Below are 13,032 nucleotides of genomic sequence, written 5' to 3' on the forward strand. Positions count from 1 at the left end.
AAATAAGGACATCCCATGGAATTCACAGAAAGATTAAATGCCTTATCAAATAAAATAAAACAACAACTTGATGTAATTAATACTGAAGAAGCAACAAAAACTGCATTTGTAATGCCATTCATTCATAACGTTCTGGGTTATGATGTTTTTGATCCTTCAGAGGTAACACCTGAGTTTGTCTGTGATGTTGGTACAAAAAAGGGCGAAAAAATCGATTATGCTATAATGAAAAATAATGACGTTCAGATACTTATTGAATGTAAGAAAATTGGCGAACCATTAAATATAAATCATGCTTCGCAGTTATTCAGGTATTTTCATGTAACAAACGCCAGAATTTCAATCCTCACCAATGGACAAAATTATAAATTTTTTACAGATCTGGATGCTCCCAATAAAATGGATGAAAAACCATTTTTGGAAGTAGATCTTCTTGATATTGACGAAAATATAATACCTGAGCTAAAAAAATTAACTAAGTCTTCGTTTGATTTAGAATCAATTATCAATGCTGCTGGTGAATTAAAATATGTCAGCCAAATCAAAAAAATCCTGCATTCTCAGCTAAATAATCCTGAAGATGACTTTGTGAAATTTTTTGCATCCCGGGTTTATGATGGGATTCTGACTCAAAAAGTCAGAGAGTCTTTTTTTAACTTGACCAAAAAAGCTGCAAGCCAGTACATAAATGATCAGGTTAATGAGCGACTTAAGTCAGCTATTACGGGCATAACCCCAGCGATCATCGATACTCCAAATGAGTCATCACAGATTGAGGAAGACGAACATAAAGATGAAAGTGATGTGGTTACAACGCTAGAGGAGCTCGAGGGATATCATATTGTTAAAGCAATCACCAGAGCAGTACTGGAGGCACCCCGTATAACTCACAGAGATACCAAAAGTTACTTTGGTATTCTTGTAGATGACAACAACCGCAAACCCCTTTGCCGATTGCATTTTAATCGTACGCAAAAATACATCGGACTTTTCGACATAGAAAAAAACGAAACGCGTCATCCTATAACGACAGTCGATGATATCTATTCCTTTGCTGATATCCTGAAAGCGACAGCAGCTCTATATAATTAATTTTTTACCCAGGCAGCACGCGACGTGCTGCCTCAGCCTGGAACGTCAGGGAAAAAGCCGCTGGCACTACCGTCGAAGTCAGAATGAATGTAAGCCGGATAAAACATAGCGACTCCTGATATCCGTGCTTAATTCCCGCCCGTCGTCAAATCCGGACGAGAGTACCCGGTTTGATTTTCTTTAACAATGATACACATGATGCACATCTTTATTGATGGCGCAGATCGCATTAGCGTATCAGGAATATTAATGTGGAAGTCATGACGGGAAGGGAAAACGGGAGATCGGTACTCTCAAATATGCCCGGCGGCGCTTTGCTTGCACGGGCCTACGTAAAACTGCGATGGCAGTCCATGTAGGCCGGGTAAGGCGAAGCCGCCACCCGGCTTTAGCGCATCAGAAACGCCAGGTCAGACCGGTCATCAGCGCGAAGCTGTCGTCGCGGTCGATCATCGGGCTGTTCTTCACATCGTCAGGCAATACGGTGTAGACCGCGCTGGCATTAAGATACAGCTTCTGGGTTAACTGATATTTGGCCGCAAGGCCAACGTATGGCGTCCAGCTGTCACCGGCGGTGTATTCATCCAGACCTGAGCGGCGAGACTCGCTGCCGGATACGCCGTAGTAGTAGTCGTTATAGCTTTTGTCGCTATAGAAAATACCGACAGAGGGCGTCAGGGTCAGGCGTTCCATCCTGATTGGACGGAAGTAAGAAACCTCGCCGATCATACCGCCGCTTTCATCCGTGGCATCGCCCGAGACCGCCACTTTCAGCGAACCCCAGCTTTCGTGGCGGTAGTACGCGCCACCGAGGAAGGCAGAGGCTTTACGCTCATCAAGCTTTTTCATCTGATGGTCGTCGTTGTCATCAGGATCGAAATGCAGCGGCATCCACGATGCGGTCAGGCTGAGTTCATTTTTTGCGTCTTTCCACAGGATCCATCCGCCCGTGGTCTGGCGAACATAAAAGCTATCGCCTTCGTAGCTAATTAACGGTACTGCGGTAGTATTTTCGTTATAGCCTTTGTAAGGAGACTCATTAAATACAGCCCCCGCTCCTAGTGAAAAGTCACCGGCCATTGCTGAGGATGTTGCAAATAACGTGGCAGCGATGAGTAAATTGTATTTAATAGTCATTACATGTAATCCATTAAAATGCCAAACAAGCGAGGCGCATAATAATGGTTACAAATTTGCCAATGCAACGCTGCGGTTTATATAATATTATATACAAAATCATATAGATGGGTGTGCATGATGAATAAATTACAGCTAAAGCCGCGCGAGTTAAAAATTATATCCGTCATCGCAGCCACCCACAGCATTGGTGATGCCGCCGCCCTGCTGGGCATGGCGCAGGCCAACGTCAGTAAATATCTGTCTGATTTTGAAACGCGGGTTGGACTCAAGGTTTTTGAGCGCACCACGCGGCAGCTGGCTCTGACCCAGTTTGGGGAAGCGTTACTCCCGTACATTGATGCCACGCTGGATAAGAACAGTCAACTCGTTAATTTTATTGCTGATTATAAGCATGAAAAGCGCGGAAAGGTCACGATCTATGCCCCTACAGGTATCGTAACCTATCTCGCGCGCCACGTGATCCATCAGATAGAAGATATCGGTGACATCCGCATCTCCCTGAAAACCTATAACCTGGATCGGAATGAATTTTCAGAAGGCGTTTCTTTTCCGGATGACTGCGACATTTTAATTACCTATGCGCCGCCGAAAGACGAAAGTCTGGTTGCCAGCGTGTTAACAAAATATTCTGTTACGGCATTCGCTACCGTAGAATATTTAAATAAACACCCCTTAACGGGACCTGAAGGTTTAATTAATCACTCCTGTATTCTCATTGATTCCATGCTGATCGATGATGCAAACATCTGGCGTTTCCGCGTGCACGGCAGTGATAGCGTGCATGACTACCGGGTGACCGGTAATTATATTTGCGACAATACGCAGACGGCCCTGGAGCTGGCAAGAAATAATCTTGGGATTGTTTTTGCGCCAAAAGAGAGTCTGAAAAAAGAATTAACGCAAGGGATGCTGGTTCCCTGCTTCCCGCATCAGGAAGAGTGGTGGCTCGATCTGACGGCCATCTTCCGCAAACGCGAATACCAGCCCTGGCGTGTGCAATACGTTCTGGATGGCGTTCTGAACTGCCTGCGCCAGCAAATTGCTCAGGCCGCCCATGGACGGCCTGAGCTGGGCGATTAGAATAGCCCCAGCGGTTTATCGGAGTAGCTGACCAGCAAACATTTTGTCTGCTGATAATGTTCCAGCATCATCTTGTGGGTTTCACGCCCAATGCCCGATTGCTTATAACCGCCAAATGCCGCATGCGCCGGATAGGCGTGGTAGCAGTTGGTCCAGACGCGCCCGGCCTGAATGCCTCTGCCCATTTTATAGGCCAGATTACCGTTGCGGCTCCAGACGCCGGCTCCCAGGCCATACGGCGTGTCGTTGGCAATCTTCAGCGCCTCCTCCATCGTTTTGAAGGTGGTTACGGCCAGCACCGGTCCGAAAATTTCCTCCTGGAAGACGCGCATGTTGTTCTGACCGAACAGGATCGTTGGCTCAAGGTAATACCCTTCCTGCAGATCCCCGCCGAGCACCTTACGGCGACCGCCGGTCAGAATATCCGCCCCCTCTTTCTTGCCGATATCGATGTAGTTGAGGATGGTTTCCAGCTGTCCGTGCGAGACCTGCGCCCCCATCTGCGTGACGTTATCGAGCGGGTTACCGCTGCGGATAGACTCGACGCGGCGAATGGCCCGCTCCATAAAGCGCTCATAGATGGACTCCTGCACCAGCGCGCGGCTTGGGCAGGTGCAGACTTCGCCCTGGTTAAACGCAAACAGCGCAAACCCTTCCAGGGCTTTGTCGAAGAAGGCATCTTCTTCCTCCATCACGTCCGCGAAGAAGATGTTCGGGGATTTCCCGCCCAGCTCCAGGGTTACCGGAATGATGTTCTGCGTGGCGTACTGCATAATCTGCTGGCCCACTTCCGTCGACCCGGTAAACGCCACTTTAGCAATCCGTTTAGAGGTAGCCAGATATTCCCCTATCTCACCGCCCGCACCGTTGACCACGTTAATCACGCCCGGCGGCAGAAGATCGCCAACGATTTCCATCAGCAGCAGCACCGAGAGCGGGGTCAGACGCGCCGGTTTCAGCACAATGCAGTTCCCGGCCGCCAGCGCGGGCGCCATTTTCCAGCTCGCCATCAGCAGCGGGAAGTTCCACGGAATGATTTGCCCGACGACGCCCAGCGGCTCGTGGAAGTGATACGCCACGGTGTCGCTGTCTACCTCGCTTATTCCCCCCTCCTGAGCGCGAATGCAGGAGGCAAAATAGCGGAAGTGGTCGATGGCAAGCGGCACGTCTGCCGCCATCGTTTCCCGGATCGGCTTGCCGTTATCCCAGGTTTCCGCCGTCGCCAGCAGCTCCAGATTCTGCTCCATCCGGTCGGCGATTTTGAACAAAATGGCCGCGCGGTCCTGAACGGAGGTATGGCCCCATTTATCTTTCGCTTTGTGCGCCGCATCCAGCGCCAGATCGATATCGCGCTTGCCGGAGCTGGCTATTTCGCACAGCGGCTGGCCGGTTACGGGGGTCAGGTTGGAATAGTATTCGCCGTCGACGGGAGCTACCCAGTCGCCGCCAATAAAGTTGTCATAACGAGGCTTCAGCTTGAGGGGAAAACCATACTCGCCGGGCTGGATACGCGATGAGGGAGGATTGTTTGTCATGACCGTCTCCTTGCTGTTGGTGTACATCAAGGGTAGTTCCGGCTGGCGATTTTCTCGCCAACCGGTAACGGCTTTACGACGGGGGTCACGGAGTTTCAGGAAATAATAACGAATCGCGTAATAAATGATCGTTACCGCGACGGCGGGTAAAGCCGATGCGGTTGAAATACTCCAGGATCTGAATCGCCAGCTTGCGGCCCACGTTCAGCCGGTCGCGGAAATCGGCTGCGCAGGTAGAGCCTCGCTCCTGATCCAGCTCGCGGATCAGGTTCGCAAACGCCACAATGCGATCGTTACGGTAATAACGATCCTTCACGATCGCGACTATCAGCCCCTGCTGCGCCGCATGGCGCAATACCTGACGCATTACCTGCTCGTCGGTATTCGTTTCGCGGGCCAGATCGCGAACCCACCATGGCTCATCGCCAAACAGCGAGGCCACTTTTTGCCATATAGCCTCTTGTTCTGCGGTGAAACCGGCCTTGTGATCCGGCAGATGCAGCCAGCCGTGGTGGCTTTTGATCGCCCCGCTTTCGCGCATGTTTTCAATCAGCAGCAGCACCAGCGCATCGTCTTCCATCGGCAACGCCATGCGCCGCAGACGCTCACGGCCCGGGCCAGGCTCATCCTGATGCTGTTCATGGTACGTCGCCAGCGTGTTCAGTATCTTACGCTGCCAGCGTGCCGCAACCGGGGCGTTTAGCAGACTGTTTCCAGCCTGAATAAAGCCCGGCTGCTGGGCCAGCAGGCGTAACCCTTTCTCGCTCAGCTGGCGTGCCCATGCAAAATCACGCAGGCTCACCGCACCGCGCTCAAGATGCACCCGCAGCGCGGCGTTATCATCGCTGGCCTGCGCCAGAGCAGCCAGCCACTGCAGATATTCAGGTTTACGCTTGCCGCGTCGCGGTGGATTCAGCGCGACCACCCGTGCCCCGGCCAGCGTTTCCCGCGCGGAAATATCACGCAGAACCAGACGATCGTTGTCTGCAAGCCAGAGCGGAGAATCGAATACCAGTTCGGCAAGGTCGTTTTCCAGCAGCGACACGCGCCCGGTGATATGGCTGGCCGCATGGTGAATATGCAGCGGCTGCCATTGGGTCAGGGGCACGTTTGTCTGCAGGGAGACAATGACGCGTTCAGACGGTTCAGGTGTAGCATCGGCCAGCAGCCAGTCCCCGCGGTTAAGCTGCTCTTTTTCCGCATCCCCGGCAATGTTCAGCGCGATCCGCTGCCCGGCATGAGCACGCTCCGCGGGCTGGTTTTGCGCATGTAAGCCACGCACGCGCATCGCCTTGTTAACGCCCGTCAGCCAGAGCGTATCACCTACGTTCACTTCACCGCTCAGCGCCGTACCGGTCACCACCAGCCCCGCGCCTTTCACGGTAAACGCCCGGTCAATCGCCAGACGGAAGCGGTGATGGCTGGCGTGGTCACGCGACGAAAGCTGCTGTAAGTGGTGGCGAAGTTCATCGATACCGCGCCCTTCTGTCGCCACGGTGACAAAAAGCGGTGCATCGGCAAAACCATACTCCTGCAAGGTCGCCTGTACCGCTTCGCGCACCTCGCTGACGCGTGCGTCATCCACGCGGTCGGCTTTGGTCAGCGCCACGGTCAGCTGCGGGTTACCGGTCAGCTGCAGGATCGCCAGATGCTCACGAGTTTGCGCCATGACGCCATCATCGCAGGCCACCACCAGCAGGGCATGATCGATACCCCCCACGCCCGCCAGCATGTTGGACAGAAACTTTTCATGCCCCGGAACATCAATAAAACCCAGTACGCGGCCGTCAGGCTGGGGCCAGTAGGCATAGCCCAGATCGATGGTCATGCCGCGCTTTTTCTCTTCCGGCAGGCGGTCGGCATTTATGCCGGTAATCGCCTGCAGCAACGTGGTTTTTCCGTGGTCGACATGACCGGCGGTGGCAATAATCATTTCAACAACATCTCCAGAAATCGCTCTTCATCTTCAAGGCAGCGCAGATCCAGCCACATTCGGCCATCGTAAATCCGCCCGATAACCGGCGCGGGAAGGCCACGCCAGCGCGCCGACAGAGCTTCAAGGTGGCTGCCGCGCCCGTCACGCGGGGTGAACGTGAGCGCTTCACTCGGCAGTCTGTCCACCGGCAGCGAACCGCTGCCAATCTGCGACTGGCAGGGTTCAATGCGAACGTCAAAATCGGGGTAGTGCGGGGCAATGCGCGGCAGGAGTAATTCGGCCTGGGCGCGAATCGAAGCGGCATCGCGGGTTAACAGACGCAGCGTGGGCAGGCGGTCGGCCAGTTTCTCCGGATGGAGATAGAGCCGCAGCGTTGCCTCCAGCGCGGCAAGCGTCATTTTATCGGCTCGCAGGGCGCGCTTGAGCGGATGCTGCTGCAGCTTCGCAATCAGCTCGCGCTTGCCGACGATAATCCCGGCCTGCGGCCCGCCCAGCAGCTTGTCGCCGGAAAAGCTGACCAGGCTAACGCCTGCGGCAATCATCTCTTGCGGCATCGGCTCTTTCGGCAGCCCGTAAAGGCTCAGATCCACCAGCGAGCCGCTGCCGAGATCGGCAATCACCGGAATATTCAGTTCGCGGCCAATCGCCGCCAGCTCTGCCTCTTCAACCGTTTTGGTGAAGCCTTCAATATGATAATTGCTGGTGTGGACCTTCATCAGCAGGGCGGTATTTTCATTCACCGCCGCGCGATAATCTTTCGCATGGGTACGGTTAGTGGTGCCCACTTCATGTAGCGCGCAGCCCGCCTGGCGCATCACGTCCGGAATACGAAACGCCCCGCCAATCTCCACCAGCTCGCCGCGGGAAACCACCACCTCTTTGCCGCTGGCGGTCGCCGCCAGCATCAGCAGTACCGCTGCGGCGTTGTTATTCACAATGCAGGCATCTTCCGCGCCGGTCAGCTGGCACAGCAGGTCCGCCAGCGCCCGGTCACGATGCCCGCGTCCGGCACCGTCCAGATCGTACTCCAGCGTCACGGGCGCACGCATGGCCTGCACAACCGCCGCAACCGCCTCTTCCGCCTGCTGCGCGCGGCCCAGGTTGGTATGGAGCACGGTACCGGTCAGGTTAATCACCGGGCGTAATGCGCTTTGCGCTTTCTCATCCAGCCGGTGCTCAACTTCCTGCTCCCACGCCGCGCACCAGTCGGGCAAGGCGTTTTCTGCCTGAATAGCGCATCGGGCTTCGTCCTGAAGCAGGCGTAACATCTCCACCGTCGCGGTATGGCCAAAACGCTCAACGGCAGCATGAATGCGGGGCTCGCGAAGGAGACGGTCGGTAGCGGGGATCTGGCTGTACAGCGAATGATGAGTAGTCATGAAAGCGCCTGGCGAGTAAATATCTTCCCCCCTCCCGACGGGAGAGGGAGTTAACATGTGGAGGGATTGTACCGCCTCCGACGCCGAAGTGTTATAACCCGCGTCAAGCCTTTGGCGGTTCTGTCCGGGCAAAGCTCTCGCGGCTAAAAAGCGTGTCTGCCAGTTTCACCAGCAGCGGACGGTCGACGCACCAGCCAGGGGAAACCCGGCGGAAGTTGAGATAGCCGATGGCGCAGGCGATAGCGATAGTTGCCAGGTTCAGGCTGTCGGTTTGAATCTTTCCCTCCCGGATAAGCTGTTCGCACCTGTCCAGGCTGCGGCTGATTTTTTCCCGCTGGCGTAACAGTTCCGTTTCCGACTGCTGGGCGGCGGGCCTGGCCTGCTCACGCACGGAGGTTAACGCCGCATCCATAATGCCATCGGCCAGGGCTTCAATTTGCTTCAGCGCCAGCGCCGCTTTTGGGTCAGCCGGCAGCATTGCCGGGGCAACGCCCAGCAGCTCGATATACTCCGCAATAATCGGGGAATCGAACCAGTATTCGCCCTCGTCCGTCACCAGCGCCGGGACTTTCCCCAGCGGGTTGTACTGCGCGACGCCGTTTTCAGCGTTGTAGGGCTGTTCATTGATGAATTCAAATTCAATCCCTTTCTCCAGCAGGAGAATCGAGATTTTTCGCACGAAGGGACTGGTGTAGCTACCGATGAGTTTCATTGCCTGATCCTTGATGCCGGAAAAAAGTCAGTATGGATCAAGCGATGAAAAAAGGGCAGGTACGCGTGTCGCATTCCTGCCCTGGAAGGATTAGTGATCGAGATAGAGGTAGTGCATCCAGCTGGTCATGCGCAGCAATACTTTACGCATCACCGAGACGTGGGCGAAATGGTCCGAATAGACCGCCACCTGGGCATAGATACCGTCTGGCAGCGCATCGACTTCCGCATTCGGATCCAGCTCGATAGTACCCAACACGCCGTCCGTTCCCGGCACCACCGTCAGCGACTGCAGCGCGCCCTGCGCCTGATAGGAGCCTCCCGGCACCACCGGCAGAATACTGGTGAGTTTACCGGTAAACACCTGGCCCGGCAGCGCGTTAAACACCACCTCCGCTTCATCGCCCGGCTTCAGGCGCAGCAGCGAGTTCTGACGGAACTGGGCCACGATCTGACGCTTCTGTTCAGGAATAAAGACCATCACCGGACGCAGCGGCAGCGCGGCGGCGTACGTCCCCGGACGGATCAGCACCTGGGTGATGTAGCCATCGCTTGGCGCACGGACCACGGTCTGATCCAGGTTGTATTTGGCTTCAGCAAGCTGCGCGCGTAAGGAGGCAATCTGCGACTGCTCGCCGTTCACCATGCTGTCCAGCTGGCTTTGAATCTGCGTCTGTTCGGCAACGGAGCCTTTCACCATCGCATCCTGTGCGAGATAATTTTGGCGCGCGTTGTCGATATCGCTTTCAGAAAACGGATTCACCTTTGCCTGGCTGCCTTTCAGGTAGCGCTGATAATCTTTAAACAGACGATCGCGTTCAGCCGACACGCGGGTGGTATTGGCGACCGCTTCCGAAAGCTGCGCTTTCAGATTGTCGATATTGTGCGTTGCGGTCACCAGGTCGGCCTGGAGTCTGTCGACGCGCGCCTGGTAGCGGCCCGGATCCAGTTTAAATAACACTTCGCCTTTTTTAATTAGCTGGTTATTTTTATCGGTCACTTCACTGACCACCCCGGTAACCTGCGGCGTAATTGGAATAGAAATAACCGCCTTTTGCGCCGTAAAGGTGTACGGATGGTTATAGTTCATTAACAGAATAAGTCCGGCAACAATAAACACCCCGCCTAATGTCGCGGTGGCAAGCGTCCACTGGTTTACCGGAATACGGAATATTTTAAAAATCACCCAGGCAAATGCCACATAGGTCAAAATAATTAACAGATCCATGATTAGCGCTCCAGCGTGTTCTTATCAGCAGCGGGATGTACCGCGGCCAGTTTTTGTTCTAATTCGGCCACGCGTTTGGCCAGCGCATCCATGCCCGGAACCTCATCAGGCTTGGTGATGTGGTTTTGCATCCCCCAGCCGCGATCCTCACGGTACAGCGTGGCCCATATCCACAGGAACGGCCAGATGGCATGGAGCGTAAACAGGCTAATCCAGCCTGCCGTGTGAATCGCATCGGCATGCGGATGGTTACGCTTTTTGGCCATATTATAAGGAATGTCATGGATGGCGATGATTCCATAAAAGAGAACCAGAAATACAAAAATCAATACGCCCAGCGCAAAATAGTTGAGAAACATATTCTCCTCACTTAAACAACGTCAACTCATTGAATTAATAAAACAGTACGCAACCTAATTAATTTATTTTGAAATACAGAAGGTATGCTGGTTATTTCAGAGCCGGGGAGTATCGTTTTTTATAATATCTCCGTGCAAGTTTATAAGCGTGTCAAAATATATCCTGAATAATAATATACTTAACCTTACAATATGAGCGTAATCCACGTTTTAACTTTTCGCCATACCACACTTCAAAAGTGGTTTTTTAGCTTAACGTGTCGCGCTATGCCATCCTGACGCCGAATCGCTAAGCAGAGTTTGCCGCCGATCGCAGCCGGAGAAATCTGCATAAAAATATTTTGTGAAATCAGTCACAATCCAGAAACAAACCCACAAAACCAAATCGTGACAACCATCACATAAAAGGATGGTTTTTGCCGCATTTCTCGCCGTCGTATTTTTTTGCCCACCTTTTTTGTGACTAAGATCACCTCATTGACATCCACACCCCCTACCTTTACGTGATGTGCGTCACACAAATTTTCGCTGTCTGGACAGTTGAACGATTCAGTGCCAGATTTCACAGCATCAGAACAGGGCCCGGCTACCTCTGCCGCCTCATTAACAATAAACCTCGGGCCGCAAGCCTAAGCGTAAACAGAAGAAGGGGTGTTTTATGTCATCCGATTTCAAGATCAAAGTTCAAAGCTTTGGTCGTTTCCTCAGCAACATGGTGATGCCAAATATCGGCGCGTTTATCGCGTGGGGTATCATCACTGCATTGTTCATTCCGACAGGGTGGTTGCCTAACGAAACGCTGGCGAAACTTGTTGGCCCAATGATTACCTATCTCCTGCCGCTGCTCATCGGTTTCACCGGTGGTCGTCTGGTGGGCGGTGACCGTGGTGGCGTAGTAGGTGCCATCACGACCATGGGTGTTATCGTCGGTGCGGATATGCCGATGTTCCTCGGTGCAATGATTGCCGGTCCTCTGGGCGGCTGGGCGATTAAGAAATTCGACGTCTGGGTTGATGGTAAGATCAAATCCGGCTTCGAAATGCTGGTGAACAACTTCTCTGCGGGCATCATCGGGATGATCCTCGCGATTCTGGCGTTCCTCGGCATTGGCCCTGCGGTTGAAGTGCTGTCCAAAATTCTGGCGGCAGGCGTTAACTTTATGGTGGCGCACGACATGCTGCCGCTGGCGTCTATCTTCGTTGAACCGGCGAAAATCCTGTTCCTGAACAACGCCATCAACCACGGTATCTTCTCGCCGCTGGGTATTCAGCAGTCTCACGATCTCGGCAAGTCTATCTTCTTCCTGATTGAAGCTAACCCAGGTCCGGGTATGGGCGTACTGCTGGCGTACATGTTCTTTGGTCGCGGCAGCGCTAAGCAGTCTGCTGGCGGCGCGGCAATCATTCACTTCCTGGGCGGTATCCACGAAATTTACTTCCCGTACGTGCTGATGAACCCACGTCTGATCCTGGCCGTTATCCTTGGCGGTATGACCGGCGTGTTCACCCTGAGCGTGCTGGGCGGCGGTCTGGTGTCTCCAGCTTCTCCGGGTTCTATCCTGGCGGTGCTGGCGATGACCCCAAAAGGGGCGTATTTCGCTAACATCGCGGCCATCTGTGCGGCCATGGCCGTCTCCTTCGTGGTCTCTTCTATCCTGCTGAAAACCAGCAAAGTGAAAGAAGATGACGATATTGAAGCGGCGACCCGTCGTATGCACGACATGAAAGCCGAATCCAAAGGCGCGACCCCGCTGGCGGCTGGCGACGTGTCTAACGACCTGAGCCACGTGCGTAAAATCATCGTTGCCTGTGACGCCGGTATGGGTTCCAGCGCAATGGGTGCAGGCGTGCTGCGTAAGAAAGTGCAGGATGCGGGCCTGACCAACATCTCCGTCACCAACAGCGCCATTAACAGCCTGCCGCCGGACGTTGACCTGGTCATCACGCACCGCGACCTGACCGAACGCGCCATGCGTCAGGTGCCGCAGGCACAGCACATCTCGCTGACTAACTTCCTCGACAGCGGTCTGTACACCAGCCTGACCGAACGTCTGGTTGCGGCGCAGCGTCACGAAGACAATGAAGTGAAAGTGCGCTCAAGCCTGCAGGACAGCTTTGACGAGAGCAACGCCCACCTGTTCAAACTGGGTGCGGAAAACATCTTCCTCGGTCGCACAGCGGCAACCAAAGAAGAAGCGATTCGCTTTGCCGGCGAGCAGCTGGTGAAAGGCGGCTACGTTCAGCCTGAATATGTTGACGCGATGCTGGAACGCGAAAAACTGACGCCAACCTACCTGGGCGAATCCATCGCGGTGCCGCACGGTACGGTTGAAGCGAAAGATCGCGTCCTGAAAACCGGCGTCGTATTCTGTCAGTATCCGCAGGGCGTGCGCTTCGGTGAAGAAGAAGACGACATCGCCCGTCTGGTGATTGGTATCGCCGCTCGCAACAATGAGCACATTCAGGTGATTACCAGCCTGACCAACGCGCTGGACGATGAGTCTGTCATTGCGCGTCTGGCGAGCACCACCAGCGTGGAAGAAGTCCTGGCACTTCTTAACAAATAAGTTCTC

The 13,032-nt window shown here is 54.0% G+C and carries 10 protein-coding genes and 1 pseudogene; 3 read left to right on the forward strand and 8 right to left on the reverse strand.

Annotation, left to right across the window (positions count from 1 at the left end):
- Positions 1-15: 15 nt before the first annotated feature.
- Positions 16-1,092, forward strand: a complete 1,077-nt coding sequence (locus ACZ6J2_RS18585; protein ID WP_033147017.1) for a type I restriction endonuclease — start codon at positions 16-18, stop codon at positions 1,090-1,092.
- 35 nt (positions 1,093-1,127) lie between these two features.
- Here ACZ6J2_RS18585 and ACZ6J2_RS18590 read toward each other — a convergent pair.
- A pseudogene (locus ACZ6J2_RS18590) lies at positions 1,128-1,199 on the reverse strand (type II toxin-antitoxin system HicB family antitoxin); the annotation flags it as partial.
- A gap of 289 nt (positions 1,200-1,488) precedes the next feature.
- Entirely contained in the window at positions 1,489-2,229 is a 741-nt protein-coding gene (locus ACZ6J2_RS18595) for a MipA/OmpV family protein (protein ID WP_471726404.1), read from the reverse strand.
- A 117-nt stretch (positions 2,230-2,346) separates the two neighbouring features.
- Here ACZ6J2_RS18595 and ACZ6J2_RS18600 point away from each other — a divergent pair, with 117 nt between their 5' ends.
- Positions 2,347-3,312: a LysR family transcriptional regulator gene (locus ACZ6J2_RS18600; protein WP_065120817.1), complete on the forward strand. Its 966-nt coding sequence runs from the start codon at positions 2,347-2,349 to the stop codon at positions 3,310-3,312.
- Here the strand turns inward: ACZ6J2_RS18600 and aldB are convergent.
- The 6 genes from aldB to ACZ6J2_RS18630 all read right to left on the reverse strand — a co-directional run bounded on the left by aldB (position 3,309) and on the right by ACZ6J2_RS18630 (position 10,460).
- Positions 3,309-4,847, reverse strand: coding sequence for an aldehyde dehydrogenase AldB (aldB, locus tag ACZ6J2_RS18605; RefSeq protein ID WP_471726405.1), 1,539 nt, complete (start codon positions 4,845-4,847; stop codon positions 3,309-3,311). The genes ACZ6J2_RS18600 and aldB overlap by 4 nt on opposite strands.
- An 85-nt stretch (positions 4,848-4,932) precedes the next feature.
- Positions 4,933-6,780 carry a selenocysteine-specific translation elongation factor gene (selB, locus tag ACZ6J2_RS18610; protein ID WP_471726406.1) on the reverse strand — a complete coding sequence of 616 codons (1,848 nt, stop codon included), beginning with the start codon at positions 6,778-6,780 and terminating at the stop codon, positions 4,933-4,935.
- Positions 6,777-8,162: an L-seryl-tRNA(Sec) selenium transferase gene (gene selA / locus ACZ6J2_RS18615; RefSeq protein WP_471726407.1), complete on the reverse strand. Its 1,386-nt coding sequence runs from the start codon at positions 8,160-8,162 to the stop codon at positions 6,777-6,779. Before selA ends, selB begins: the two co-directional genes overlap by 4 nt.
- A 103-nt stretch (positions 8,163-8,265) precedes the next feature.
- Positions 8,266-8,874, reverse strand: coding sequence for a glutathione S-transferase (locus ACZ6J2_RS18620; RefSeq protein WP_047059729.1), 609 nt, complete (start codon positions 8,872-8,874; stop codon positions 8,266-8,268).
- 90 nt (positions 8,875-8,964) lie between these two features.
- The gene (locus ACZ6J2_RS18625; RefSeq protein WP_033147023.1) at positions 8,965-10,101 is read right to left on the reverse strand and encodes an HlyD family secretion protein; all 1,137 of its coding nucleotides are present in this window, start codon (positions 10,099-10,101) and stop codon (positions 8,965-8,967) included.
- Positions 10,102-10,103: 2 nt separating this feature from the next.
- Entirely contained in the window at positions 10,104-10,460 is a 357-nt protein-coding gene (locus ACZ6J2_RS18630; protein ID WP_054830338.1) for a DUF3302 domain-containing protein, read from the reverse strand.
- A gap of 658 nt (positions 10,461-11,118) precedes the next feature.
- Here ACZ6J2_RS18630 and ACZ6J2_RS18635 point away from each other — a divergent pair.
- Entirely contained in the window at positions 11,119-13,026 is a 1,908-nt protein-coding gene (locus ACZ6J2_RS18635) for a PTS mannitol transporter subunit IICBA (protein WP_023309922.1), read from the forward strand.
- Positions 13,027-13,032: the final 6 nt, after the last annotated feature.

Source organism: Enterobacter sp. E14S, from assembly GCF_055666685.1.

Bases quoted from the DNA above. Each gene is read 5' to 3' on its own strand.
- ACZ6J2_RS18630 (WP_054830338.1), bottom strand. From the start codon at position 10,460: ATGTTTCTCAACTATTTTGCGCTGGGCGTATTGATTTTTGTATTTCTG.
- ACZ6J2_RS18585 (WP_033147017.1), top strand. From the start codon at position 16: ATGGAATTCACAGAAAGATTAAATGCCTTATCAAATAAAATAAAACAA.
- selB (WP_471726406.1), bottom strand. From the start codon at position 6,780: ATGATTATTGCCACCGCCGGTCATGTCGACCACGGAAAAACCACGTTG.
- ACZ6J2_RS18635 (WP_023309922.1), top strand. From the start codon at position 11,119: ATGTCATCCGATTTCAAGATCAAAGTTCAAAGCTTTGGTCGTTTCCTC.
- ACZ6J2_RS18595 (WP_471726404.1), bottom strand. From the start codon at position 2,229: ATGACTATTAAATACAATTTACTCATCGCTGCCACGTTATTTGCAACA.
- aldB (WP_471726405.1), bottom strand. From the start codon at position 4,847: ATGACAAACAATCCTCCCTCATCGCGTATCCAGCCCGGCGAGTATGGT.
- selA (WP_471726407.1), bottom strand. From the start codon at position 8,162: ATGACTACTCATCATTCGCTGTACAGCCAGATCCCCGCTACCGACCGT.
- ACZ6J2_RS18625 (WP_033147023.1), bottom strand. From the start codon at position 10,101: ATGGATCTGTTAATTATTTTGACCTATGTGGCATTTGCCTGGGTGATT.
- ACZ6J2_RS18620 (WP_047059729.1), bottom strand. From the start codon at position 8,874: ATGAAACTCATCGGTAGCTACACCAGTCCCTTCGTGCGAAAAATCTCG.
- ACZ6J2_RS18600 (WP_065120817.1), top strand. From the start codon at position 2,347: ATGATGAATAAATTACAGCTAAAGCCGCGCGAGTTAAAAATTATATCC.